This window comes from Streptomyces sp. NPDC088732 (assembly GCF_044751205.1).
Lineage (GTDB): Bacteria > Actinomycetota > Actinomycetes > Streptomycetales > Streptomycetaceae > Actinacidiphila.
The window spans coordinates 151980-176385 of the sequence record NZ_JBIVLI010000020.1; the positions used below are offsets into that span (position 1 = coordinate 151980).

Below are 24406 nucleotides of genomic sequence, written 5' to 3' on the forward strand. Positions count from 1 at the left end.
CAGGCCGTCCGGCACGTCCTGACCGAGGAGAACCTCGCTGCGGCGAGTCCCGATCTGCTGCGCGCGATGGTCAAGACCCTTCGCCGACGCGCTCATGTCCGCGGAGGCCGATGCCCTCTGCAACGCCGAATCCGGGCAGGTCAGCGACGAACGCGTCGACCACCGCAACGGCTATTGCCCGCGGGATTGGCGTGAGGCGGCCCATCTACCCGCCTGGCGGCTGTCGGCGAAGCCGCCCTGGATCGCTGACCTGGTCTTTCAGCTGCCGGCAAGGGGTGGCGTCGGCGTGAACACCTCTGGTGGACGACCGGTGGACAGATGTGCATGACTCTCCGTCAGATGGCTTCTGCTGCCCCGGAGGCGAAGGCGAAATCCACCGGCCGCAGAAGAAGGCGGCGGGGGTCAGTTCGACGAGGTTGCCTCGGCGGGCCCGCCCAAGAACCCGCAGGGATCCGAGCAGAGCCAGGCCGCACAGGGCGCCAAGCGCGCCGACGCAGGCCGGCTGCCAGCCTCCAGCGGCTGCTCGATGAGGGATACCAGCAGATCGTCGGGGGTGGGGAAGGCCGAGGTGGTCATCCGTCGGCGCTGCCGGGCGGGACGACCCATTCGGCGGGCTGGCCGGTGAGGGAGGCGATCATGTCGAAGTCTCCGTCGTAGTGGAGGACTGTTCGCCGGTTCAGTTCCGCTGTGGCGGCGATCAGCAGATCGGGGAGGGACAGAGCGCGGTGGAAGCCTGAGTTGAGGGCATGGCGCTGGATCTCGAGGGCGCGGGCGAAGGTGTGGTCGTCGGCGCGGAGGTAGTCGAAGGCGTGAAGCCAGGTGCTGATCCGTGTTGCTTCCGAGCTGTCCCGGGCGGAGTGGATCATCTCGAACTCGGTGGGCTGGCATACGGCGAGGAGGTAGCGCTCGTGCAGAGGCTTGAGTACCTCCTTGACGCTCGGCTTCGTCCAGCGGGCGAGGGCGGACTTGTCGATCAGGTAGCGATCCTGCATCAGGCGGCCCGGCCTCCGTCGCGGTCGCCGTTGTGCTTGAGGGAGCCGTCTGCGTTACGGGGCCCGGTGTTCTCGATGATCTCGCTGAAGTCGAACTCGCCGGCCTCCATGGCGTCGAAGCCCTCCTGCCGCAGGTGTCTCTTGACGGCGTCTTCCATGGCGAGGCGGACGGCTTTGGCTTTCGTTTTGGTCCCGAAGATGCGCATGGCCTCGGTGACCATGTCTTCATCGAGGTCGATGACGGTCCTGGCCATGTGGTGATCCTCTCGGAGGTGCTTCTTCCAGCGAAATGATACCAGTCGTCGACGATGAAAGATATCGTTTCTGTCGGAGCTTCTGTCATGGATGGAGGCTGTGGCGCTCACGGTGACGTACCGCGCGGTCGCCCCTTGTGGGAAATGGACAGCCGTCCTCATGCCGGGCTCCGCCCCTGTGCGATGGGGTGGTGGGAGGCAGGCGGCTAAGCGGCCTTGTCGGTGGACAGCCGGTGGACAGATGCCTTTGGGACAGATGCCTGTGGACAGTGCAACACAGGGCAGCGCATGCCAAACTGCCGCAGGTGCTCTGATCAGGTAGAACGGCACCAGGCAGCACGGCCCGGCACCACGTAACGCGATCCCTCACGGTCTCGTCATGCGTAGGTCTCGGGTTCGGTCCCGAGAGCGGATGCGGCACGGCTCCCGGGACCAGGCCGTTTGCCCCCTCGGGGCGATCGCGCCCGGGTACCGGGTCCGGCGGCGGGTCATCGCGTGCCGAAGAACTCCAGGTACGCCTCCGCCAGGCGCGCGGGCTGCTCCAGGGCGATGTTGTGGCCCGCGCCGCCGATCACCACGCTGCGCACGTCCGTCGCGACCTGGCTCATCTGCCGTCCGACCTCGTCGCCGAAGTAGGACTGCGCGCCGACGGCGAGCACCGGGCAGGTGATCGGGTCGTCGTAGTGGGGCTGGTTCTGCGCCGCGTCGAGCTGCGTGGACCGGTACAGCGCGAGGATCGCGTGGGTCGCGCCGGGCTGGGTGACCCAGCCGATCAGTTCTTCCAGGTCGGCATCGGACACGGCCGCGGGGTTCCCCATCGTGCGCTTCATGAAGTAGGTCCAGAAGGCGCGTTCCTTCCCGGCGAGCAGGAACTCCGGGTAGTGCGGCAGGCCGAAGAAGGCGCGGTGCCAGTTGTTCCGGGGGTCGTCGGGCCGTTCCGGCAGGTCGGACGCCGCGACCGGGAGGCCCGGGAGGCGGGTCTCCTGGAAGACCAGCTGCGTGACCCGTGCGCGGTGGAACGCGGCCGTCGCGTAGGCGATGTTGGCTCCCCAGTCCTCGCCCACCACGCGGAACGTGTCGAAGCCGAAGTCGCTCGCGAGCGCGGCGACGTCGTCGGCCATCGTCCGGGTGTCGTACCCCCCGACGGGCCGGTCGGAGTCGCCGAAGCCGCGGATGTCGACGGCCACGACCGTGTGTTGGGGTGTCAGGAGCGGGACGAGGCGGCGCCAGTAGAACATCGTCTTGGGGACGCCGTGCAGGAGGATCACCGGTTCTCCGGTCCCGCCGGTCGCATGGTGCAGGGTGACGCCGTTGACCGACGTGCGGCCGTGCGCCAGCGGTTCACCTCGGTGGTCCGTCAGGGCGGAGCCGGTGGGCGGCATGGTCTGGTCTCCTCCTCGGGGTGGGGCCCCGGGACCCGGTCCGGTTGTCGCCCGTCTCCCGTCGCTCCGGGTGCGCCACGGAGGGGACTTCAGCACGGCGCACCCCGGCTTCGCACCGGGGCCGGTCCCCAGGCCGTGCCGGGCGGCCGGGGTGTTCCGGGACAGGGGTCTTTCCCCGGTTCGAACAGACCGGGCCCGGTGGTGTCCTGAAGGTCGTGCCCATGATCGCGAGGAACTCCGCTGACATCGATGTCCAGGCCGAGCCCAGGCCCGGCCGGGGAGACGTCCGCCGCGATCGCCTGATCCTGAAAGGCCGGTCTTGAAGACGACAATCTGGGATGCCGCGGCGAACCGCCGGTCCCTGCTGCGCACGGCGGCCGCGCTGCCCGCCGCCGCCCTGGCCGGCGGGGTTCTGGGGAGCGCGGCCGCCGTCGCGGCCGAGACCCCCGGGCTTCCTGATTTCGCGCCCGTCCCGCCCGCCGCGACCGGGCCGGAACTCAACGACGCGGGCTACTTCGTGGGCCGGATCGACGGAAACCTCTACTGGGTGACCGACGGCTTCTACCAGGCGATGTTCCTCAGTACCCGGGACGGCGTCGTCCTGGTCGACGCCCCTCCGACCATCGGCCACAACCTGCTGCGGGCGATCGCGGACGTGACCCGGGCCAACGGCCGTCCGGCGAAGGTGACCCACCTCGTCCACTCGCACTCGCACGCCGACCACGTGGGTGCCTCGTCGATCTTCGGCAAGGACGTCGTGCGCATCGGACACGCCGAGTGCCGGCGCCTGCTGCTGCGCGCCGCCGACCCGAACCGCCCGGCGCCGACCGTCACCTTCGAGGACCGCTACACGCTGCATGTCGGCGGGGAGCGGCTGGAGTTGGCCTACCACGGCCCGAACCACTCCCCGGACAACATCTTCATCCACGCGCCAGAGCACCGGACGCTGATGGTCGTCGACATCCTGTACCCGGGCTGGGTGCCGTTCAAGAACCTCGCGGTCTCCCAGGACATCCCGGCCTGGCTGCGGGCGCAGGACATCGCCATGGGGTACCCGTGGCGGACCCTGGTCGGCGGCCACCTCGGCCGGCTCGGCGTACGCGCGGACGGCGACCTCCAGCGCGCCTACATGGCCGACCTCGAAGCCTCCACCCGGGCCGCCATGAACCTGGACCCCACGCCCTACTTCGACAAGTACGGCCCGCTGGGCAACTCGTGGGCGATCTTCAAGACCTATCTCGACGCGGTGGCGGCGCAGGCCGCCGCACCGGTCGCCGCGAAGTACACCGGGGTCCTCGCGGCCGCGGACGTGTTCACGCTCGACAACGCGGCGGCCCTGGTCGAGTCCTTCCGCATCGACGCCGGGACGCTGGGCCCGTTCGGCACCCGCCCCTGAACGCCGGCCCCTGCCTCCGGCCCCTGCCTCCGGCCCCTGGCGCCGGCCCCTGGCGCCGGCCCCCGACTCCGGCTGTGACCCTCGCTCCTGATCCTCCGCCCGGTCCCGACCGGGCCGCCCACCCATCGTTTCCGCTCGCGAGAAAGGCCCTACGGCCATGACCAGCCCCACACCCGTCCTCTTCATCCACGGCCTGTGGCTGCACAGCACGTCCTGGCAGCCGTGGATCGACCTGTTCGGCGCCGAGGGCTACGCCCCGTCCGCGCCCGGCTGGCCCGGCGACCCCGAGACCGTGGAGGAGGCGCGGCAGAACCCCGAGAGCATCGCCGACCACGGCATCGACGACGTCGTCGAGCACTACGCGTCGATCATCCGCGGCCTGGACACGCTGCCCATCCTCATCGGGCACTCCTTCGGCGGCATGATCGCGCAGAAGCTGCTCGGCCAGGAGCTGGCCGCGGCCGCGGTGGCGATCGACGCGGCGCAGATCAAGGGGGTCCTGCCGCTGCCGCTGTCGGCGCTGCGGTCGACGCTGCCGGTCTTCAAGAACCCGGCGAACAAGCACCGCGCGGTGTCCCTGAGCGCCGAGCAGTTCCGCTTCGCGTTCGGCAACGCCGTGAGCGAGGAGGAGTCGGACGCCCTGTTCGCGCAGTGGACCATTCCCGCGCCGGGCAAGCCGCTGTTCGAGGCCGCCGCGGCGAACTTCAACCCGCATTCGCCGGCCAAGGTCGACACCGAGAACTCCGGGCGCGGCCCGCTGCTGCTGATGTCCGGCGGCAAGGACCACACCGTCCCCGAGGCCGTCACCCGTGCGACGCTCAAGCAGTACCGGCACTCCGAGGCCGTCACCGACTTCATGACCTTCCCCGACCGCGGGCACTCGCTGACCGTCGACAGCGGCTGGCGCGAGGTCGCGGACGAGGCGCTGTCCTGGCTGCGGCGGCAGGGCCTGGAGGGCTCGCGGTGACCGCTCCTTCCCACGACCTCGGCCTGGAGGGGCAGCGGGCGGTGGTCACCGGCGCCGGCCGGGGCATCGGCCTGGCGATCACGCAGGGCCTGCTCAGGGCGGGGGCCCGGGTCGTCGCCGGGACCAGGAAGCGCACGGAGGAACTCGACGACCTGATCAAGCAGGGGGCGGAGCTCACCGTCGTCGAGGTCGACCTGGCCACTCCCGACGGCCCGGCCGCGCTGGTGGCCGCCGCGGTGGAACTGCACGGCGGGCTCGACGTCCTGGTGAACAACGTCGGCGCGGTGCGGCCGCGGGTCGAGGGCTTCCTGGCCATGACCGACGCCGACTGGGACTGGACGTTCACGGTCAACTTCATGGCCGCGGTGCGCGCCACCCGCAGCGCGCTGCCGCATCTCGTCGACACCGGGGACGGCCGGATCGTCACCGTCTCCTCGGTCAACGCCCGGCTGCCCGATCCGCTGGTCATCGACTACAGCGCCGCCAAGGCCGCGCTGTCCAGCTTCTGCAAGGCCCTGTCGAAGCAGGTGGGTCCGCAGGGCGTGCGGGTCAACTCGGTGAGCCCGGGGCCGGTCGAGACCGCGCTGTGGCGGGGTGCGGACGGGGTGGCCGCGACCGTCGGAGCGAGCCTGGGCCTGGATCCGCACGCCGTCGCCGACACCGCCGCGGCCGAGGCGGTCACCGGGCGGTTCACGCTGCCCTCCGAAGTGGCCGACCTGGTCGTGTTCCTGGCCGGCCGGCGGTCGGGCAACGTCACCGGCGCCGACTTCCTCATCGACGGCGGCATGACGGACACCCTCTGATGATTCTGGAGCCCGAGTGAGATTCCACCTGCCCCGAAACCGCCGGCTGGCCGGCGCGGCCCTCGCCGTGGCCGTCGCCCTGGGGGTGACCACGTTCACCATGAACGCGGCCCCCGCGTCGGCCTCGTCCGCCGGCGAGCGGATGCCCGCCGGGTTCAGCGAGCACAAGACCCGCGTCGCCGGCATCGGCCTGCACTACGTCATCGGCGGCCACGGGCCGACGTTGCTGCTCCTCCACGGCTACCCGCAGACCTGGTACGAGTGGCACGGCATCATGCCCGCCCTCGCCCAGCACTACACGGTCATCGCCCCCGATCTGCCCGGCGCCGGGCAGAGCGACGCCCCGCCCTCCGGCTAGGACAAGAAGACGATGGCCGCCGAGCTGCACGCGCTGCTGGTGTCGCTCGGCAAGGCCGGCGACGTGCGGATCGTCGGTCACGACATCGGCACGATGGTCGCCTACTCCTACGCCGCGCAGTACCCGGCGACGGTGAGGAAGCTGGTCCTCAGCGAGGCGCCGATCCCGGACAAGGGCATCTACACGATCCCCTCGCTGACCGAACAGGGTCCCGGCGTCTGGAACTTCGGGTTCTTCAACCTGACCGACGGCCTGCCGGAGAACATGATCAGGGGCCGGGAGGTCGCCTGGACCGCCGGCTTCATCGGCGGGTTCGAGGGCGTCCCGGGAGCGGTGAGCCCGGCCGACATCCGGGTGTTCGCGCACTACCTGCGCGATCCCGCCCACCTCAAGGCGAGCCTCGCCTGGTTCCGCGTCTTCCCGCAGGACATCCACGACAACGAGGAGTTCGCGAAGACCCCGCTGCGGATGCCCGTGCTCGCCATCGGCGCCTCCGGCAGCCTCGGCGACGCCGAGGGCAAGCAGGCGGAGAAGTACGCCTCCGACGTCACCGGGGTGACCATCGCGAACTCCGGTCACTGGATCTACGAAGAACACCCCGAGGAACTGACCGCCATGCTGCTCGGCTTCCTCGGCCGTCCCGCCCCGCACCTGGAGAAGTGATCGTGATCAAGAGTTTCCCCGGCTTCGAGGCCACCTCCGACACCGAGCCGTTCTGGTTCCTCGGCGGGCAGGCCAGGATCCTGCTCCCGGGCCGGGCGACCGGCGACGCGATGAGCGTGATGGAGTTCTCCGACCCGATAGGCCATGCGCCGCCGCACCACGTGCACGAGAACGAGGAAGAGCTCTGGTTCGTGCTGGACGGCGAGGTCTCCTTCTTTGTCGGTGACAAGCGCCACGACCTGACCCCCGGGCAGGTCGCCTTCGGCCCGCGCGGTGTGCCGCACAGCTACCTGGTCCGTTCCGAGGGCGCGCGGCTCGCCGTCGTCTTCAGCCCGGCCGGCATCGAGGAGTGGTTCAGGTCCAACGGTGTGCCGGTGACCGACGCCCGGGACATTCCGCCGGCCTTCGACCTGGGCTCGATCGTGGGCTCGGCCGAGGCGTTCAAGCTGCGCGTCACCGGGCCGCCGCCCACGCTCTGACGCTCCATCAATGACTGAGTACGCAAGGAAGGTTGACATGAAGAACACCCTGCTGCGACGCCGGAGCGTGCTGATCCCCGCGCTGGTGGCCGCGGCCCTGCTCGCCGTCCCGGCGAGCTCCGAGGCCGTGCCGCACTTCTCCGCCCCGGCACCCGTCGCCGCGCACACGGCCAAGCCGACGGTCGTCCTGGTGCACGGCGCCTTCGCCGACTCCTCCAGCTGGAACGGCGTCGTGACCCGGCTGGAGCGCGAGGGCTACCCCGTCCTCGCCGCGGCGAACCCGCTGCGCGACCTGGCCGGTGACGTGGCCTACGTCTCCAGCGTCCTCGACAGCATCCCCGGACCGGTCGTCCTGGTCGGGCACTCCTACGGCGGCGCCGTCATCACCGATGCCGCCGCGGGCCACGCCAACGTCAAGGCCCTGGTCTACATCGCCGCCTTCGCGCCCGACCAGGGCGAGAGCGCCCTGGGGATCACGAGCGAGTACCCGGGCAGCCAGCTGCCGCCGTCCCTGGTGGTGCGGCCGTTCCCCGGCGGCGGCCAGGACGCCTACATCGACCCCGCCGCCTTCCGGAAGGTCTTCGCGGCGGACGTGCCGGCCCGCGAGACCCGCCTGATGGCGGCCGCGCAGCGCCCGGTGGCCGTGGGCGCGCTGGCCGCGCCCAGCAGCGCGCCGGCCTGGCGGACCATCCCGTCGTGGTACCTGGTCGCCGACGCCGACCAGGCCATCCCGCCGGCCGCCGAGCGGGCCATGGCCCAGCGCGCCCACTCCCACACCGTGACGGTACGGGGCGCCTCGCACGCCGTGTCGGTCTCCCACCCGGGAGCCGTCGCGGACCTCGTCGAGGCGGCCGCCCGGGCCACCGACTGACCGGCAGGCACCGGTGGGCGGTGAACGGCGGGACCGCGCGGCACCGCGCGGTCCCGCCGCCGGGCGGCGGGCGTCAACCGGCCGGGGGCCGATCGCCGTGGCGGGTCAGCGCGGCGGCCAGCTGGCCACGGGAGGCGATGCCGAGCTTGGGGAAGATGCGGTACAGGTGCGAGCTGACCGTGCGGTGCGACAGGAACAGCCGCTGCCCTATCTCGCGGTTGGACAACCCCTGCGCGGCCAGCTCGGCGATCTGGGTCTCCTGCGGCGAGAGCAGTTCGCGCGGGTCCGACGTGGGCTGCCACCCGCGCTCGCCCGTCGCCCGCAGCTCCTGGTCGGCGAGGTTCGCCCAGGTGCGGGCACCGACGGCGTCGAACGCCGACCGTGCCGCCCGCAGCGGCCCGCGGGACTCCAGGACACGTCGCTGCCGGCGCAGCCACGAGCCGTGCGCCAGGTCGATACGGGCGCAGTGCCAGGGCAGTTGGGAGGCAGCGCCGTCCCTGGCGGCCCGGAACAGCGACTCGGCCGACGCGCGGTCGGCCAGCACCGCCCTCGTGTACTCCAGGGCGATGGCCGCCCCCGTGGGAGGGGCGTCGCCCACGAGCCGTTCGATGGAGGCCAGCGCGGTTCTCGCCTCGGCCCGCCGATCGGTGCGGACGGCGGCGTCGGCCAGGTAGCCGAGCGTCCACACCTGCTGCATCCGCTGGAACGCGGGGTCGGCGGGCTCGAAGACGCGGTGCAGTTCGCCGTACGCCTGCTCGTGCCGGTTCGCGCCCAACTCGGCGGTGCCGCAGGCCAGCTGTACGCCGGCGAGCAGGGACGACGCGGCGTTCGGGGTGCGCAGGGCCACGTGCTCGGCCTCGGAGAGCAAGGCGTGGCGGGTGTCCCAGCCCTCGCGCACGGCGTCGATCAGGGCCACGGCGATGCGCGCGGTCGCGGCCCACAGCGACTGGCCGGTCTCGTCGGCGAGCCGCACGGCCTCGTCGGCGGAGCGCGCCGGGTCGAAGACCCCGAGGTAGACCTCGGCCCAGGCCCGTATCGCGAGCGCTTCGGCGAGCAGGCTCATGCGGCCCTGGGCGCGGAGTTCCCGGACGGGGGTGGACAGGAAGCCGACGGCGTGGCGGAAATCGCCGGTGCAGAACGCGGCGATGCCCAGCAGGCCGGCGAGTTCCGGCTCCCCGTCGGCGTCGGCCGGCCACCGGGCGAGCTGCTCGACCACCATCGGCGTCCGTTCGTGGAAGCCGCACAGCGCGTGCAGGGCCAGCAGCCGCGGGTCGTGGGCCGGCAGGTTCACCTGCTCCGCGGCCCGGACGATCTCGTGCCGCACCGCCGGACCGGGATCGCGCCACCACACTCTGCGGGCCGCGCCGACCAGCAGCTGCATGGCGAGGTCGGCGTCCTGCTCGCCGGTGGCGTGCCCGGCCAGGGCCACCAGGTGGCGCACTTCCGCGGGTTCACCCGTGGAGCCGTCGTGGAAGACGCCTTCGAGCCACGCCAGCCGCGACCGGTCGCGGTGCCGGAGCGTCATCCCCGCGACCTGGGCCTTGATCTGCTCGACGTGGCTGAACCGGCCGAGCTGGAAGCCGAGTTCGGCGGCGCCGAGCAGGCGTGCGGCCTGCGACCGCGGGTCCGGGCTCAGGGCGGCCGCCCGTTCGAGCCATGCGGCGGCCGAGGCGATCGCACCGCGGCGCTGGGCGTTCCCGGCGGCCTGTTCCAGCTCGGCGGCGATCGGTTCGTCACGGCCCGACACCGCGGAGGCCCGGTGCCACACCGCGCGGTCCGGATGACCGGTGAGGACGCGCGCGAGCGCGGCGTGCGCCTCCCGGCGCGCGGCCGGCGGCATGCCCTGCCGGAGGGCCGAACCGACCAGCGGGTGGGCGATGCGGTACCGCTCGCCGGTCACGGTCAGGAGGCCGTGCTCGAAGGCCGGTTGCGCCCTGCCGAGGTCGACCGGCGAACCGTGGAGGATGCCCGCCGCGGCGAGGACGTCGCCGAGGTCGTCGCCGTCGTCCACCGCGGCGACGGTCAGGACGGCGCGGACGGCCGGGTCGAGGTGCTCGGCCCGTGTGGCGAACGCCCGCTCCAGGCGGGTGGTCATGGGCAGGTCCTCGTCGAACTCGGTCCACGCGTACCGCCCGGACTCCAGCGCGCCCGCGAACTCGACCAGGGCGAGCGGATTGCCGCGCGCCTGCCGCAGTACGCGCTCGCGCACGGCCGCCAGCAGCTGCGGCGCCCGCCCGTCCAGCAACTCGGCCGACGCGGCGTCGTCGATGCCCTGGAGTTCCGTCCACTCGATCGTGTGGGGGTCGGTGAACGGCAGGGCCTCGGGCCGCGACGTGCACAGCACGATCACCCGCTCACCGGTGATCCGGCGGCAGACGAAGGCCAGGGCGTCGATCGACGGCTGGTCCATCCAGTGGAGGTCGTCGAGGCAGACCAGGACCGGACTGTCCGCCGCCGCGTCGACAAGCAGTTCCAGGACCGCCAGGAAGGCGAAGAACGGGTGCACCTGGATCGCGTCGCTCATGGCGAAGCAGACGAGCAGGGCGTGGCGCTGCAGGGCCGGCAGCCGGTCGGCGCGGGAGAGCAGGGGCCGCAGCAGTTGATGGAGGCCGGCGAACGGCAGGTGCGTCTCGGACTGGCTGCCCCGCGCGGTGAGCACGGTGAACCCGGTGGCTCGCGCGTGCTCCACGACCTCCGCCTGCAGCGCGCTCTTGCCCACCCCGGGCTCTCCGAAGAGCCCGATCGCACGACCTCCGGAATCGACCGCGTCAAGGTGCCCGAACAGGGATCGCAGTTCGTCGTCGCGCCCGACGAGACGCCGGTCGGCCCGCGCCGGGCCGTTGGTCGTGCTCACATAATCGATCATGCGGTCGACAGCGCCGCATGTCCACCTGCGCCCGGCCGCGGCCGGGCGGGGATCAGCCGGTCGCCGGCCCTTCGAGCGCGGCGGCGATCCGCCGGCGCGAGGTGATGCCGAGCTTGCGGAACACCTTGTTCAGGTGGAACTCGACCGTCGAGGTCGTGATGAACAGCCGGGAGGCGATCTCTGCGTTGGTCAGTCCCGATGCGGCCAGCAGCGCCACATGCCGTTCCTGGGGCGTGAGATCGGACCTGGTCTCCGGTACGCGCCGGCGTGCCTTCTCACCGGTGGCGAGCAGCTCGATCCGGGCCCGTTCGGCGAACAGGGCCGCGCCCGAGGCGTCGAAGGACTCGTACGCGGCCCGCAGGTGGTCGCGGGCCTCGGACCGGCGCTTGCGCCGCCGCAGCCACTCGCCGAACAGCAGCCGTGACCGGGCGTGTTCCGCGGCCAGGGGGACGCTCCCCAGGAGCTCGATCGACTCCCGGTACCATCTCTCGGCCTCCGCGTCCTCCTCGGTCAGGGCCCGGCAGCGGGCCAGCAGCCCCAGCGCCCACGGCGTTCCGGCCAGCCGCGCGCGGTGTTCGAGCCGCTGGAGCGCCAGGACCGCCGTGGGCCGGTCGCCCGCGCGGACGGCGGCCTCGACGAGGAGCGGCAGCATGAGGTTGCCCTCCGACGGGAAGTCCTCCTCGTAGGCGGGCAGTGCGTGGCGCAGCGCCTCGTCGTAGCGCGCCGTCCCCAGGTCGAGAACGCACCGGGCGTGGAGCGCCAGTTGGCGCAGCATGCCGAGTCCGTACGCCGCGGCGACGGCGTCCATCGTCGCGGTGACGGCGCGCACCTCGCTCTCCTTGCCCATCCACGCGTAGAGCAGGGCCTTGTTGAGATCGCCCTGCGTCGCCAGGCCGATGGCCGCGGCGTAGTCGTCGGCCTCGGCGAGGAGACCGTCGGCCGCGGTCAGCCGCCCGTTCCAGATCTCGGTGTACGCCTGGACCGTCAGGGACAGGGTGAGGCTGTACAGCGCTCCCTGGGTACGGTTCTCGGCGGCGAGCCGGCCGGCGATCCCGGCGTACGCGTCGATGTCCCACACGTCGCCCGCCGCGAGGCCCACGATGATGGCGAGCGGGCTGGCCATGTCGTGGAGTTCGGCCGACGCGCGGAGCTTCGCCAGGGCCTCCTGGATCACCGGGACGCTGCTCTCGTAGCCGTAGGCGGTACGCAGGGCCAGGCCCTCGATCAGCCGGTCGGGGCTCCAGTCCGGGGCGTCCTGGTCGTGGGAGGCGCCGATCACGGCCTTGGCCACCTCGGCCAAGGTCGTGCGGTGCATGGTGTGCTGGGCGATGACGGCGGCGTGCATGGCCTCGTAGAGCAGCTCCCGGGTCATACGGGGATCCGCGTCGCCGAGTTCGGCCACGGCGTCGAGCATCATGGCGGGGACGCGGTCGTTGCGGGTGTCGAAGAGCTCGGCCGAGGCCCGGATCCGCAGCGCGAGGGCGCGGGCGGAGGGCCGGTCGAGGGCGGGGAGGGCGAGGTCGAGCAGGGGGTGCACGGCGGCGTGGTCGCCGGAGGCCAGATGGGCCTGGGCCGCGCCGAGGTAGCGCTCGGCGCGTCTGGCCGGTTCGGTGGTGAGTTCGGCCGCCCTGGACAGGAACAGCGCCTGGGCGGAGTAGCCGCCCCTGGCCCGGGCGCGGTCCGACGCGGCCTCCAGGTCCGCGGCGGCCGCGTCGTCGGTGCCGAGGACCGCCTCGGCGCGGTGCCAGGCGCGCCGGTCGGGGACGCGGGCCGGGTCGCTGGCCGCTTCGAGGGCGGCATGGACCCGCCGCCGGTCGTCCCCCGAGGCCGCCGCGTAGACCGAGGAACGGATCAGCGGATGCCGGAACCCGGCGCCGGGCCCGTGCTCCAGCACGCCCGCCTCGACGGCCGCGGCCGCGGCACTGGCCGGCAGGCCCAGCGCGCCCGCCGCGTGCCGGACCACCGCCAGGTCGTCGGTCGGCGCCGCCGCCATGAGGAGGAGCAGCGTCCGGGTGTGCGGTGGCAGCGCGGCGACGGACTGCCGGAAGTGCTCCTCCAGCAGCCTGCTCACCGGCAGCGGCTCGGGCAGGGGCGCGACCCCGGCCAGCTGCTCGGCGCCCAGGTGCGCGGCCAGTTCGCCGAGGGCCAGCGGATTGCCGCCGGTGCCGGTCACGATCCGGTCCGCGACGGCCGGGTCCAGGTGCCCGGCGACGGCACGGGTCAGCACCTCCCGGGCGTCGGTGGCGGGCAGCCCGCCGACCCGCAGCCAGGGCAGGGCGTCGAACAGCCCCCGGTCGCCGAGGTCGTCCCTGGCGGCGAAGATCAGGCCCAGGGAGTCGGCGTGCAGCCGCCGGGCGACGAATGCGAGTGTCGCGGCCGACTCGGGGTCGAGCCAGTGCACGTCGTCGATCAGGCACAGCATCGGCAGCTCCGACGCCGCGCCGGACAGCAGGGTCAGGGTCGCCAGACCGACCAGGTACCGGTCCGGGTGCGGCGCGTCGGTCAGGCCGAACGCGCCGTTCAGGGCGTCCTGTTGCCGGGCGGGGAGCTGGTCGGTGCGGTGGAGGTGTGGCCGCAGGAGCCGGTGCAGCGCGCCGTAGCCGAGGGGCTTCTCGGCTTCGACGCCCACCAGCCGGGTCAGCGCGACACCGGTGGCCTCGGCCGCCGCGTGGTCCAGCAGCCGCGTCTTGCCGATCCCGGCCTCGCCCACGAGCACCAGGACGCCGCTGAGTCCCTCGCGTACCGCTTCGAGCAGCTGTCCGATCGCCTCGCGTTCGGCGGGGCGGCCGACCATCGTCCGCCCCGTCGCGGAACGAGCCCCGCGCCACGCCATGGGAATCCCCTGTTCATCGAGCTCCTGACGTGAGAACACGCTAGGCGCGCGACGGCGACGCAATCGAGCGTCATATGACGGTGGTTGCCGGCACGTCCCGCGGCGGGACGCGGCAGGGCCCCCCGGCGGCGGGCGGCCGGGGAGGCCGGCCGCCGTGCGAGGGGCCCTGCGGTGGTTCAGCGGTGCGGGCGTCAGGCCGTGGTGGCGGTGACGTCGGCCGCGTTCACGTACACGTACCGGTGGTTGAACTGCACCGTGTAGTACTGCTTCGCGCCGGTGACGACGCCCTGGCGGCTCGGGAAGAAGTCCTGGCCGTTGACCGGGGGCTGGTCGGCGACGTAGGCCTGGCCCGCGGGGATGCCGTAGTTGGGCGCGGTGAGCGGGTTCTGCGGGTCGGCGCCCCAGCCGGCCGGGACCTCGGACGGGTCGGGGAACGCCGTGCCGTAGACCGGCGCGGTGGTCGCACCGGCCGCGGTGATGATCTGCACACCCGTGGTCGGGACGGTGTTCCTGCCCTGGGGGTTGCTGATCCAGCCCTTCTGGCCGTCGAACCAGATCGCGGTCCAGTCACCCTGCTGGTCGGCGACGACGAACTGCTGGCCGGCCTGCACCGTGGTGCTCCAGTCGCTGACGTCGTTCGTGCCGCTGGTGGCGCTGGGGTGCACGTTCGCGTCCAGAATGAGCGGGGAGTCCTCGCTCGGGCCCTGGTGCACGAAGAGCGAGCTCGCCGGGACCGTCTTCGGGGTGCACTCGGTGGTGCCGCCCGTGGGGTCGTCGGCCGGGCAGACGGTGAACGTCTGCAGGTTCTTGGCGAAGGTGGGGGCGATGGTCACGACGCTGCCGACCGGGCCGGCACCGCTGGTGCCGTCGTCGAACGGGGCGCCGAGCTTCTTCATGAAGCGGGTCCAGTCCCACTCGTTGCCCTGGTCCCAGTGCATGCCGGCCAGGTCGGCGGTCTTGCCGCCGGGCACGTTGTCGTGGGCCAGGATGTGCTGGCGGTCCAGGGGGATGTCGTACCGCTCGGCGAGGTACTTCACCAGCTTGGCCGTCTGCTGGTAGACGGCGTCGGTGTACCACTGCGCGCCGAAGGCCGAGAAGCCCTCGTGCTCGATCTGGATCGAGTGCAGGTTGCTGTCGTAGTTGCCGTCACCGAAGGCGACGTCCTTGTCCGACACCATCTGCGTGACCGCGCCGTCCGAGGAGCGCATCACGTAGTGCGCGGCGGTGGCGTTCGGGCCCTGGAAGGTCCGGATGGCCGCGTCGTAGGAGCCCTCGGTGGTGTGCAGGACGATCTGCGTGAGCTTGATGCCGTTGGCGGGCCGGTTGGAGACCTGGACACCCGTGGACGAGGCCTGGACGAACTGGCAGTCCATCGACTTGGGGCACTCGGCGGGCGTGGCCGGACCGACTGCCTTGGCCAGCTTGAGCTTCGCCAGCTGCCCGGAGGCCGGGGTGGCGGACGGGTCGGCCGCCAGGGTGACCCGCTGGCCCTCCGAGGTCGTCTCCGAGACGCCGGAGCGGATCGAGGCGAAGACGTCGGAGACGAAGGACTGCGCGGCCTTCTCGTTGGCCATCTGGCTGTACTTGGCGACCGCCCCGGCCCAGTCGGACGGGTTGTCCGACGTCCCGCCGGTCAGCTGCTTCTGGTACGACGCCAGCAGGGCGGCGCCGCCCCGGAGGTTGTCCCGCCGGTTGTGCCGCAGGTCGTCGGCGGGGATACCGGTCAGCTTCGCGGCGGTGAGCAGGGTGTGCAGCTCGGGGTGCTTGGCAGCCGAGGTGAGGTCCGAGTGGGCGGGTATGCCCGACGGGCCCTTCTGCAGCATCTCCAGCGTCGCGTCGGTGAGGTTCATCAGTCCCCACCCGGCGTTGTTGCTGTAGCCGGGGTGGGACTGGAGGCCGGACTCCTGGCGGGCCACGCCGAGGAGCACGGACACCGGCACCTGGTACTCGGCCGCGGCGGCCTCGAAGTCCGCCTGGGTGGCGGACCGGTGCTGCGCGGGGGCGGACGTGCCGGCCAGCGCGGTCGAGGGCAGGAGTGCGAAGGCACCCACGGCCAGGGCTCCGCCGGCGACGACGGCCGGAAGCACGCGCTTCCTTGTTCGCTTGTGCAAGGCATTCCTTCCGATACTGCTGTGTGGCGCGCGGCACACACGGCGCGGGGACCGGCAGGTGTCTGATCCCGTGCCAGGTGCGGCCACGACCTCACCGCCTGCGCCGCGGGACGGCCGTGATCCGGTGCGGATTCCGGCACATCGGCGTGGGCGGGAGGAGTGCGCACGAAGTTCTTGTCGTGCCGGCGGGCCGACACCGTTGTCATGGTGCTGGTCGGCGGGAGCCGGTCGGCGGCACGCGAAGCATTCAAGCACACTGTTTCGTTGGCACAGGCACCGATCCCGCGATCCGGACGGCCGTTGGGTCCGCGGGCCTGTCCCGGCGGGCTCTGGCCTCGGTAACGTGCAGTATTTGATGGCGATTTGACGGGAGTGCTCGGCGTCCGGGCGAAGCTACCGGCAGGTCACAACGTTTCACAACATCTCCAGACCTTGGTGTGCCCCAGTGAAGGCGAGGCGTCCACCAGGTGCCCCGGAGGGACCCCGCCCGGAGGGCCACAGCGGCGGGCGGATAGGAAGACCGGGTGATCCGCATATCGACCGGGCGGCCCTGATGCCGTCACTGGACGCCGCCCAGTGGGCGGTGGCGCTGCTCGCGCTCTTTCTCGTCGGCTACTCCAAGACCGGGGTGTCCGGGGCCGGGACGGTGGGCGTGGCGCTGTTCGCGCTCGTGCTGCCGGCGAAGCTCTCGACCGGGGTGCTGCTGCCGCTGCTGCTGGTCGGCGACGTGGTGGCGGTGGCGGCGTACCGGCGGCACGCCGACTGGGGCCGCCTGGTGCGGCTGTTCCCGTGGGTGGTCCTGGGGGTGCTGCTGGGCGCGGCGGTGGTGCGCCGGGTCGACGACGCCCGGATGCGGGAGCTCATCGGGGCGCTGCTCCTGCTGATGCTCGCCGTGCACTGGTGGAGCCGGCGCCGCGGGCCGGAGGACCGGATGGTGCACCACCGGGCCGTCGCGGCGGGTGCCGGGGTGCTCGCCGGGTTCGCCACGATGACGGCGAACGCGGCGGGACCGATCATGGCGCTGTACTTCCTGGCCGTCGGGCTGCCGATGCTGGGCTTCCTCGGCACCAGCGCGTGGTTCTTCCTGCTGCTGAACGCCTTCAAGGTGCCGTTCAGCGTCGGCCTCGGCCTGATCACCCCCGCCACGCTGGCCTTCGGCGCGCTCACCGCTCCCGCCGTCCTCGCGGGGGCCGCCGCGGGCCGGGCGACGATCAGCCGTATCAGTCCGAAGGTCTTCGAACGCGTCACGGTCGTGCTCACCCTGCTGGCGGCCGTGCGTCTCGTCACGCTCTGAAGCCGTCCGCGGCCGCCGGGACCGGTCTTGTCCCTCCGCTGACACATGGCCTTCGTCCGTCCGTACTCGTTGACACGGCAACGGCCGGTCGCGCGCCGCACGAGCGGGGCACGGCCGGGAGTCAAGACGAGAGAAGGCGCGCATGAACGTCAGTGCACACATCGAGGCCGTCTACGGGGAGGTCTGCCGGCGCAACGCCGGCGAGCCCGAGTTCCATCAGGCGGTGGGGGAGGTGCTGCACTCGCTGGCGCCGGCACTGCAGGCGCACCCGGAGTACCTGGAGGCACGGATCGCGGAGCGGGTGTGCGAGCCGGAGCGGCAGGTGATCTTCCGGGTGCCGTGGGTGGACGACCAGGGCCGGCCGCAGGTCAACCGGGGCTTCCGGGTGGAGTTCAGCAGCGCGCTCGGCCCGTACAAGGGCGGCTTGCGCTTCCACCCCACCGTGAACCTCGGCATCGTGAAGTTTTTGGGCTTCGAGCAGATCTTCAAGAACGCGCTCACGGGCCTGGCGATCGGCGGCGGCAAGGGCGGCTCCGACTTCGACCCCAAGGGCCGCTCCGAGGGCGAGATCATGCGCTTCTGCCAGTCGTTCATGACCGAGCTCTACCGTCACCTGGGCGAGCACACCGACGTCCCCGCCGGGGACATCGGCGTCGGCGGCCGGGAGATCGGCTACCTCTTCGGCCAGTACAAGCGGATCACCAACCGCTTCGAGGCGGGCGTCCTGACCGGCAAGGGCATCGGCTGGGGCGGTTCGCACGCGCGCACCGAGGCCACCGGCTACGGCGCGGTGTTCTTCGCCAAGGAGATGCTGGCCACGCGCGGCGAGGGCTTCGAGGGCCGCAAGGTGGTCGTCTCCGGTTCCGGCAACGTCGCGGTGTACGCGATCGAGAAGGTGCGCGCCCTCGGCGGCACGGTCGTGGCCTGCTCGGACTCCTCGGGCTATGTCGTCGACGAGGACGGCATCGACCTGGAGCTGCTGAAGGAGGTCAAGGAGGTGCGCCGCGGCCGGCTCTCCGCGTACGCGGAGGCGAAGCCGAAGGCGCGCCACTCGGAGCGCGGTTCGGTCTTCGACGTGCCCTGCGACGTGGCGCTGCCCTGCGCGACGCAGAACGAGCTGGCCGGGCAGGACGCCGGCACCCTGGTCAAGAACGGTGTCGTGGCGGTCGCCGAGGGCGCCAACATGCCGTGCACGCCCGAGGCGATCGAGACCTTCCGCGAGGCCGGCGTGCTCTTCGGGCCGGGCAAGGCCGCCAACGCGGGCGGAGTCGCGACCTCCGCGCTGGAGATGCAGCAGAACGCCTCGCGCGACGTGTGGACGTTCGCGCAGACCGAGGCCCGGCTCGCCGCCGTCATGCAGTCCGTGCACGCCGAGTGCCGGGCCACCGCCGAGACGTACGGCGGCAGCGGCGACGACTACGTGCTCGGCGCCAACATCGAGGGCTTCCTGCGGGTCGCCGAGGCGATGACCGCGCAGGGTGTCGTCTGAGGCTCCGCCGGGACGCGAAGGCCCGCCGTGACGGCGGGCCTTCGCGTACGTCCGGGGAAGGGCGGGACCTCAGGAGGTGCCCATCTCCCGGGCGAAGGAACCGGGGTCGGTGTCGTAGCCGCGGACGGCCGGGTGGAAGTGCCACTCGCCCGAGTCGGCCCGGACGAACTCGCCGAGGGCGGCCGCGGTGGAGCCGGCGACCTCGGAGAAGTCGGACGCCGCGAGGTCGGCGTAGCCCTCGACGACGCGCACGCGGGTGCCCGCGACATCGCCGAAGGTGATCCGGCCGTCGCCCTGCTGGATGGCTATGCCGACGACGACCCGGCCGTACGCGGGGGAGAGCCGGTCGAACTCGAGGGTCATGACCTCGTCGTCGCCCAGTCCCTTGCCGTTCTTGCTGTCGCGGTTGAGCGTGATCGTGCCGTCCGGCGAGCGGCTGTCGAAGTGCACGAGGTACGCCGGTTTGCCGTGCGGGGACGTGGCGAGGTAGGTGGCGGCGACGATGTCGAGGTCGTGGGCGGGGGAGCCGAGCGGGCTGGGATCCCACTTGAGACGGATCTCGACCTTGTTGACGCCCTTGTTGAGGGTGCTCACTGCGTGTTCCTCCGTCGGTGCGGGGTGAATCGGCGGGCGGGGACGCCGAGTTCGAGTCTCCGACGGAACGCCCCCGGATCACAAGATCACCTGGTGAGGACGTCGAGGGGGTTCCGGCGCGGGGGCGATTCGGTTGTGCCGTACGCATGTTGACGGTACGTCAGCTCGCGCGCCCGGGTCGCCGGGGCAGGCGGCATGCGCGGTGCCGCCGCCCGGCCCGGGCCCTGGGCGCGAATCCGCTCCTGGGGCGCTTCGGGCGGGCCGGCGGCCCCGGGGAGCATGGCGTGCGCCACAGGGCCGGTGGCCCTCCGGTGCGACTGCCGGCCCGTGGTGAACCGGGCAAGCGGCGCCGGGGCCTGAGTCACAGGAGCGGTGGTCGCCCGGTGCCGTCGGCCCGGCCGCGGCTGCGCCAGGCGAGGAGCCCCCTGGTGAACGGGGCGAGCACCCCCATCCACGGTGGTCGGGCGGGGCCTGCCGGACAGACCGGCAGGTGATCGGGCCCGTGGGGGTTGGACGGCGTGGCCTGCGTCACAGGGCCGGTGGCCTTCCGGTACGGGCCCCCCGCCTGGCCGCGACCGCCGGTCCATCGTGACCAGGGCAGGCGGCGGTCCCGAACGACAGGCTGCCGGGGCCAGCCGGGCGGACCGGCAGGTGGGGCCGGACGGTGTGGTGTGTTTCACAGGGCGGCGGGTCGCCCACCCGGCTGCGGCTGCGTGAGGCGAGGAGTCCCCCTCCGGGACGGTGGTTCCGGCGGCCTGGAACGGCAGGCAGTTGGGCCGCCGGTGCCGCCGGGGCGGCGGCAGGAACCGGCGGCGTGTCTCGCCCCGCCGGGCGCGGAGTCCGGCGGGCCCACCCACATGTCCGGTTTGTTCATGGCGTATACCTGACCGTCTACCGCATAAGCGGGCAGTGCCCACGATTGGTCGCGGGCAGTGCAATGACCAGGCAAAACGAACGATCTTCGTCCCCGGGGCAACCGAACGGGCGCCCCACCCGGTTGGGCGGTTGTGAGGCCGGATTCAGGGACAGGAATGCGATGGCGAGGACAGCACGGTGAGGGACGCGGCGCCGGACTTCGAGGAGTTCGTCACCGCGCGCGGGCCGAGGCTGCTCCGGGTCGCCTGGCTGCTGACGGGGGACGCCCACCTCGCGGAGGACCTGCTGCAGACGGTGCTGGCGAAGGTCTGGCCGAAATGGCGCGGGATAGCCTCCGAGAACCCCGAGGCGTACGTGCGCAAGGCGCTGGTCAACACGCATTCGTCGTGGTGGCAGCGGCGCTGGCGGGGGGAGGTGCCGCACGGCGAGGTGCCCGCCGGGGCGTCGGAGGGCGACCCGTTCGCCTCCGTCGACCTGGAGCAGTCGCTGGCGGCTGTCGTACGGCGGCTGCCGCCGCGGCAGCGGGCCGTGGTGGTGCTCCGCTACTTCGAGGACCTGAGCGTGGAGGAGACCGCCGCGGTGCTGGGCTGCCGGCCCGGCACGGTCAAGAGCCAGGCGGCCAAGGCGCTGGGCATGCTGCGCAAGGAACTGGCGGCGGTGCCCAGCCTGACGGAAGGGGGTGAGCGGCATGCACAACGGGACTTCGCGTGATCGCGAGCACGAACCGAGCGGCGAGGACGAGTGGGAGCTGAGCGTGCTCCTGGAGCGGACGGTGCCGCAGCCCCTCGCCCCCACCGACCGGATGGCGCAGATCAGACGCCGGGTCCAGCGGCGCAGGCGGCGCAGGATGGCGGCGCTGTCCACGGCGACGGTGGCGGCCGTCGGTGCCGGGGTGCTCACGATGGCCGGTCTGACCGGCGGCGCCGACCCGCACCGGCAGGACGTCGCGACCCCAGCCGCCGCGGGGACCGCCACGGCCACGGCCGAGGCCACGGGCACGCCCGCGAACGGACCCACGTCCATGCGGTCGCCCAGCCCTGGCCGTGACACGTCCACGACCGTCGAACTGAAGAACCTCTACGGCCTGACGCTGCGACTGCCGACCGGCTGGAAGGGCTTCACCATGCTCGACGGGAAGGCGATGATGATCGGCTTCGTGTCGCAGCAGCCCCTGAGCCAGGGCCCCTCCTGCAAGCCCGCGCTCGACCTGGGGTACTCGGCCTGCCCGCCGGTCGACCGGCTGCGCAAGGGCGCGGCGCTGATCTACATCTACAAGACGCTGTACACGAAGGGGGACGGCAAGACCGGTTTCGATGTCGTGCAACCGTCCGCGCCCGGCAAGGGCTGCCAGCTCCTCGGCGGCGACGCCGAGATGCAGGCGTGGGGCGGCATCACCACGAAGAAGGACCGTCCGCTGATGCTCAACGTCAACGTCTGCCTGCGCGAGCCGTCGCAGGCCACCATCACGGCGGTCACCAAGGCCTTCAAGACGGCGCAGTTCCACCAGGGCTGACGGCCCCGGCTCCCGTCGTCCGGCACATCGCTCATATCGCTCATATCGTTCACATCGAAAGGCCTTGCCATGCCCAACCGCGTGCCGCGCGGCGGTGCCCGCTCCGCGATATCCCTGCTCGCGGCCGTGGCGGCCGGAGCCGGACTGCTCGCCGGCTGCGGGACGCCGACCACCGCGGTCTCGCCGGCCGCGCTGCCCGCCGCGGCGTCCGCCCCTGCGGCATCGAGCCCGGCGCCCACGCCGGTCGACACCCGGCTGCCCGGTGTCGGACCGCGCACCCTCGCGGCCGTCCCGGCCGGCGCCCGCCAGGTCGTCGTCGTGACGGGCGAGGGGAAGAACTCCTCCGTCTCCCACGTCGTGGTCCACCAGCGCCGGCCCGACGGCAGCTGGAGCGACGGCCCCACCTGGACCGGCCACAACGCCCGCGACGGCTGGACCACCGACCACCACGTCGGCGACCTGCGCTCCCCCGTGGGCGTCTACGGACTCACCGACGCCGGCGGACTGCTCCCCGACCCCGGCAGCAAGCTCCCCTACGACCACTCGCCACGGGGTTTCTCCATCTCCGGCACCGGCTTCAAGGGCGAGTCGCTGGCCGGCTCGTTCGACTACGTGGTCGCCATCAACTACAACCGGCAGCCCGGCACCACACCCCGCGACTGGACCCGCCCCCTGGGCGCCTCCCGCGGCGGCGGCATATGGTTCCACGTCGACCACGGCGGCCCGACCCAGGCCTGCGTGAGCCTGCCCCGCCCCGACATGCGCGCACTGCTGCGCACCCTCGACCCGGCCCTGCACCCCGTCGTCGTCATGGGCGACACCGACTGGCTCAGCCGCTGAGCCGCGCCGCGTGCCCCGCCTCGTCCTCCCGGACGGGGCTCGGGCCGCTCGCCCGCAGCTCCCACCGGGTGTCCGGGGCCGGTTCCCTGCCCAGCGCCCCCGCCGCCAGTGCCGCGTCGATCCGGGCGCGCACCGCGGCCTCGTCCGCCGGCTCCGCCGCGAACAGCACCCGCAGCAGCAGGCCTCCGTCCGCCCCGGGTGACACCGCCGTGTGATGTGCCGCGAGCGGGCACGGCCCCTCGTGCTCCCAGCCGCCGCACAGCTCCACGGTGATCGCGCCCCCGGGCGCCCTCTCGTCCCCACCTGCCGCGAGGACCACGACGGCCTCATGGGCGAATGCCTTGCGCATGGCCCCAGTATCGGCGAGTGCGAGTGCACGTAACACCCTTGTCAATGCCGCGCCGCGACTCCCCGCTGCGGTTACAGTGGCCGCGAAATCACTGCCCGGCGTGCAGATCGGCCGGGTCTGCCGAGGGCAGGAGAGCGCCGAGCCATGCCAGCATCCCCCCTGAGGCTTCCGGCGTACGTGGACTTCCGCCCCTTGGGCAGGTGCAACCTGAGCTGCCCGTTCTGCTTCGGGCCGCGCCACGAGATTCCCACGATGTCCGAGCGGGACGCCTTCCGCGTCGTGGACGTGCTCCGGGAGGCAGGCGTGCGGGGCGTGGTGGTGTCCGGGGGTGAACCGACGCTGCTGCCCTACCTGGCGGATCTGCTGGCCGGGCTGGGCGACAGGAATCATCCTTCGGGCACGGACGCGCCACGTGTGGTGCTCTCCACCAACGGGCTGGCGCCCCTGCCCGCCATGCGCCGCGTCCTGCCGCACCTGTCGTGGATCGCTCTGCCGCTGGAGTCCGCTGACGCGAGTGAGCACGCCGCTCTGCGCACCGGCGTCGCTCCCCACAGGGAACGGGTGCTCGCCCTCCTGAAGGAGGTGCGCAGGCACCATCAGGCCGTGAAGGTGAAGCTCGGCACCGTGATCACGCGGCGCAATCTGGGCGGCGCGTCCGAGGTGCTGCAACTGATCCAGGACGACGACTGCCTGCCGGACGTGTGGAAGATCTACCAGATGTCCGAGACCAACTACGGCGCCGACAACAGCGATTGGCTTTCGGTCTCCGAGTGGGAGTTCGAGGAGGCACTGTCGCGGTGCGAGAAGGCCGCCGCGTACCGCGGGGTGACGCTGGAGGTGTACCGCAACAAGACCCGCAGCGGCACCTACCTCTTCATCGACCCCGACTGCCAGGTCGTGGTGATCAAGGACGCGGCGGAATACCGGATCGGGCACCTTTTCGAGGAGAGGGAAGCCGTCGCACGGGGTATCGGTGACATGGTGGCGTCCGACAGCAACGCGGACAACTTCTCCCGGACCTACCCGGACCTGCCCGGAGGCGTGACGTGACCGGAACCGCGGAACCGACGGTGCGGGTGGGCGTGCAGGCGGTCCTGCGGCGCGGCGGTTCGATCCTGCTGGGACTGCGCGTGAACACCTTCGGCCACGGCACGTGGGGGCTGCCCGGCGGTCACGTGGAGATCGGTGAGACGCTCCTCGCCGCTGCCGCGCGGGAATTGAAGGAGGAGACGGGTATCGCGGCGCAGGAGATGCGTGTCGCGCACGTCACGGACCCGGACCCGCTGGCCAATCACCACATGCAGATCGGTGTGGAGGTCATGTCCTTCAGCGGTGACCCCATGGTGTGCGAGCCGCACCGCTGCGAGCGCTGGGAGTTCTGGCCGCTGGAGGCGCTGCCCGAGGCCCTGTTCGTGGGCTCGGCCGGTGTCCTGCGCGCTGCCGGGCTGAATCTGCTGCACGTGCCGTGACCCGGCC

General features: G+C 72.3%; 20 protein-coding genes and 1 pseudogene. 13 read left to right on the forward strand and 8 right to left on the reverse strand.

Annotated features, from left to right (window positions below; all coding sequences use genetic code 11):
* Positions 1-572 precede the first annotated feature (572 nt).
* The 3 genes from ACIP9H_RS30715 to ACIP9H_RS30725 form a co-directional block, all read right to left on the reverse strand.
* Positions 573-992 (reverse strand): PIN domain nuclease, encoded by a 420-nt coding sequence (locus ACIP9H_RS30715; RefSeq protein ID WP_360900677.1) that lies wholly within the window; start codon positions 990-992, stop codon positions 573-575.
* Positions 992-1246, reverse strand: coding sequence for a type II toxin-antitoxin system VapB family antitoxin (locus ACIP9H_RS30720; protein WP_360900680.1), 255 nt, complete (start codon positions 1244-1246; stop codon positions 992-994). Before ACIP9H_RS30720 ends, ACIP9H_RS30715 begins: the two co-directional genes overlap by 1 nt.
* A gap of 488 nt (positions 1247-1734) precedes the next feature.
* Positions 1735-2628, reverse strand: a complete 894-nt coding sequence (locus tag ACIP9H_RS30725; protein WP_401962013.1) for an alpha/beta fold hydrolase — start codon at positions 2626-2628, stop codon at positions 1735-1737.
* A gap of 319 nt (positions 2629-2947) precedes the next feature.
* On the opposite strand from ACIP9H_RS30725, the gene ACIP9H_RS30730 reads away from it, so the two are divergent.
* The 6 genes and pseudogenes from ACIP9H_RS30730 (at position 2948) to ACIP9H_RS30755 (ending at position 8165) form a co-directional block, all read left to right on the forward strand.
* Positions 2948-4024 (forward strand): MBL fold metallo-hydrolase, encoded by a 1077-nt coding sequence (locus tag ACIP9H_RS30730; protein WP_401962016.1) that lies wholly within the window; start codon positions 2948-2950, stop codon positions 4022-4024.
* A gap of 157 nt (positions 4025-4181) precedes the next feature.
* On the forward strand, positions 4182-4991 hold the full coding sequence (locus tag ACIP9H_RS30735; protein ID WP_401592023.1) for an alpha/beta hydrolase: 810 nt from the start codon (positions 4182-4184) through the stop codon (positions 4989-4991).
* Positions 4988-5794 (forward strand): SDR family NAD(P)-dependent oxidoreductase, encoded by an 807-nt coding sequence (locus tag ACIP9H_RS30740; RefSeq protein WP_401592025.1) that lies wholly within the window; start codon positions 4988-4990, stop codon positions 5792-5794. Before ACIP9H_RS30735 ends, ACIP9H_RS30740 begins: the two co-directional genes overlap by 4 nt.
* A 142-nt stretch (positions 5795-5936) precedes the next feature.
* Positions 5937-6815: pseudogene (locus tag ACIP9H_RS30745) on the forward strand (alpha/beta fold hydrolase).
* A 2-nt stretch (positions 6816-6817) separates the two neighbouring features.
* Complete coding sequence (locus tag ACIP9H_RS30750) at positions 6818-7294, forward strand: cupin domain-containing protein (protein WP_401592029.1); 477 nt, start codon at positions 6818-6820, stop codon at positions 7292-7294.
* 37 nt (positions 7295-7331) lie between these two features.
* Positions 7332-8165, forward strand: a complete 834-nt coding sequence (locus ACIP9H_RS30755; RefSeq protein ID WP_401962020.1) for an alpha/beta fold hydrolase — start codon at positions 7332-7334, stop codon at positions 8163-8165.
* Between the two features lie 73 nt (positions 8166-8238).
* Here ACIP9H_RS30755 and ACIP9H_RS30760 read toward each other — a convergent pair whose 3' ends face one another.
* From ACIP9H_RS30760 to ACIP9H_RS30770, 3 genes are all read right to left on the reverse strand, one after another.
* On the reverse strand, positions 8239-11019 hold the full coding sequence (locus ACIP9H_RS30760) for an AAA family ATPase (protein ID WP_401962023.1): 2781 nt from the start codon (positions 11017-11019) through the stop codon (positions 8239-8241).
* Positions 11020-11083: 64 nt separating this feature from the next.
* The gene (locus ACIP9H_RS30765; protein WP_401962026.1) at positions 11084-13864 is read right to left on the reverse strand and encodes an AAA family ATPase; all 2781 of its coding nucleotides are present in this window, start codon (positions 13862-13864) and stop codon (positions 11084-11086) included.
* A 191-nt stretch (positions 13865-14055) separates the two neighbouring features.
* A complete protein-coding gene (locus ACIP9H_RS30770; protein WP_401962029.1) occupies positions 14056-15951 on the reverse strand; it encodes an N-acetylmuramoyl-L-alanine amidase in 1896 nt (631 codons plus the stop codon).
* A gap of 577 nt (positions 15952-16528) precedes the next feature.
* Between ACIP9H_RS30770 and ACIP9H_RS30775 the strand changes: the two genes are divergently transcribed.
* Both ACIP9H_RS30775 and gdhA read left to right on the forward strand, forming a co-directional pair.
* Positions 16529-17269, forward strand: a complete 741-nt coding sequence (locus ACIP9H_RS30775; protein WP_401592039.1) for a sulfite exporter TauE/SafE family protein — start codon at positions 16529-16531, stop codon at positions 17267-17269.
* A gap of 142 nt (positions 17270-17411) precedes the next feature.
* Entirely contained in the window at positions 17412-18758 is a 1347-nt protein-coding gene (gene gdhA / locus ACIP9H_RS30780; RefSeq protein WP_401592041.1) for an NADP-specific glutamate dehydrogenase, read from the forward strand.
* A gap of 69 nt (positions 18759-18827) precedes the next feature.
* Here gdhA and ACIP9H_RS30785 read toward each other — a convergent pair whose 3' ends face one another.
* The gene (locus tag ACIP9H_RS30785; RefSeq protein ID WP_401962033.1) at positions 18828-19352 is read right to left on the reverse strand and encodes a TerD family protein; all 525 of its coding nucleotides are present in this window, start codon (positions 19350-19352) and stop codon (positions 18828-18830) included.
* Between the two features lie 1053 nt (positions 19353-20405).
* Between ACIP9H_RS30785 and ACIP9H_RS30790 the strand changes: the two genes are divergently transcribed.
* The 3 genes from ACIP9H_RS30790 (at position 20406) to ACIP9H_RS30800 (ending at position 22581) form a co-directional block, all read left to right on the forward strand.
* Complete coding sequence (locus tag ACIP9H_RS30790; protein WP_401592045.1) at positions 20406-20939, forward strand: SigE family RNA polymerase sigma factor; 534 nt, start codon at positions 20406-20408, stop codon at positions 20937-20939.
* Positions 20917-21741, forward strand: a complete 825-nt coding sequence (locus ACIP9H_RS30795) for a hypothetical protein (protein WP_401962036.1) — start codon at positions 20917-20919, stop codon at positions 21739-21741. Before ACIP9H_RS30790 ends, ACIP9H_RS30795 begins: the two co-directional genes overlap by 23 nt.
* A gap of 69 nt (positions 21742-21810) precedes the next feature.
* Positions 21811-22581 (forward strand): hypothetical protein, encoded by a 771-nt coding sequence (locus ACIP9H_RS30800; protein WP_401962038.1) that lies wholly within the window; start codon positions 21811-21813, stop codon positions 22579-22581.
* Here the strand turns inward: ACIP9H_RS30800 and ACIP9H_RS30805 are convergent.
* A complete protein-coding gene (locus ACIP9H_RS30805) occupies positions 22571-22930 on the reverse strand; it encodes a hypothetical protein (RefSeq protein WP_401592051.1) in 360 nt (119 codons plus the stop codon). The two genes, ACIP9H_RS30800 and ACIP9H_RS30805, sit on opposite strands and share 11 nt — an antisense overlap.
* Positions 22931-23074: 144 nt before the next feature.
* Here ACIP9H_RS30805 and ACIP9H_RS30810 point away from each other — a divergent pair, with 144 nt between their 5' ends.
* Both ACIP9H_RS30810 and ACIP9H_RS30815 read left to right on the forward strand, forming a co-directional pair.
* Positions 23075-23980 (forward strand): radical SAM protein, encoded by a 906-nt coding sequence (locus tag ACIP9H_RS30810; RefSeq protein WP_401592053.1) that lies wholly within the window; start codon positions 23075-23077, stop codon positions 23978-23980.
* Positions 23977-24399, forward strand: a complete 423-nt coding sequence (locus ACIP9H_RS30815) for an NUDIX hydrolase (RefSeq protein WP_401592055.1) — start codon at positions 23977-23979, stop codon at positions 24397-24399. Before ACIP9H_RS30810 ends, ACIP9H_RS30815 begins: the two co-directional genes overlap by 4 nt.
* The last annotated feature ends 7 nt before the right edge of the window (positions 24400-24406 follow it).

What these genes read in the sequence shown, in the direction of transcription:
- ACIP9H_RS30715 (WP_360900677.1), bottom strand. Translation starts at nt 992, where the DNA reads ATGCAGGATCGCTACCTGATCGACAAGTCCGCCCTCGCCCGCTGGACG.
- ACIP9H_RS30720 (WP_360900680.1), bottom strand. Translation starts at nt 1,246, where the DNA reads ATGGCCAGGACCGTCATCGACCTCGATGAAGACATGGTCACCGAGGCC.
- ACIP9H_RS30725 (WP_401962013.1), bottom strand. Translation starts at nt 2,628, where the DNA reads ATGCCGCCCACCGGCTCCGCCCTGACGGACCACCGAGGTGAACCGCTG.
- ACIP9H_RS30735 (WP_401592023.1), top strand. Translation starts at nt 4,182, where the DNA reads ATGACCAGCCCCACACCCGTCCTCTTCATCCACGGCCTGTGGCTGCAC.
- ACIP9H_RS30755 (WP_401962020.1), top strand. Translation starts at nt 7,332, where the DNA reads ATGAAGAACACCCTGCTGCGACGCCGGAGCGTGCTGATCCCCGCGCTG.
- ACIP9H_RS30765 (WP_401962026.1), bottom strand. Translation starts at nt 13,864, where the DNA reads ATGGCGTGGCGCGGGGCTCGTTCCGCGACGGGGCGGACGATGGTCGGC.
- ACIP9H_RS30775 (WP_401592039.1), top strand. Translation starts at nt 16,529, where the DNA reads ATGCCGTCACTGGACGCCGCCCAGTGGGCGGTGGCGCTGCTCGCGCTC.
- gdhA (WP_401592041.1), top strand. Translation starts at nt 17,412, where the DNA reads ATGAACGTCAGTGCACACATCGAGGCCGTCTACGGGGAGGTCTGCCGG.
- ACIP9H_RS30795 (WP_401962036.1), top strand. Translation starts at nt 20,917, where the DNA reads ATGCACAACGGGACTTCGCGTGATCGCGAGCACGAACCGAGCGGCGAG.
- ACIP9H_RS30800 (WP_401962038.1), top strand. Translation starts at nt 21,811, where the DNA reads ATGCCCAACCGCGTGCCGCGCGGCGGTGCCCGCTCCGCGATATCCCTG.
- ACIP9H_RS30805 (WP_401592051.1), bottom strand. Translation starts at nt 22,930, where the DNA reads ATGCGCAAGGCATTCGCCCATGAGGCCGTCGTGGTCCTCGCGGCAGGT.
- ACIP9H_RS30810 (WP_401592053.1), top strand. Translation starts at nt 23,075, where the DNA reads ATGCCAGCATCCCCCCTGAGGCTTCCGGCGTACGTGGACTTCCGCCCC.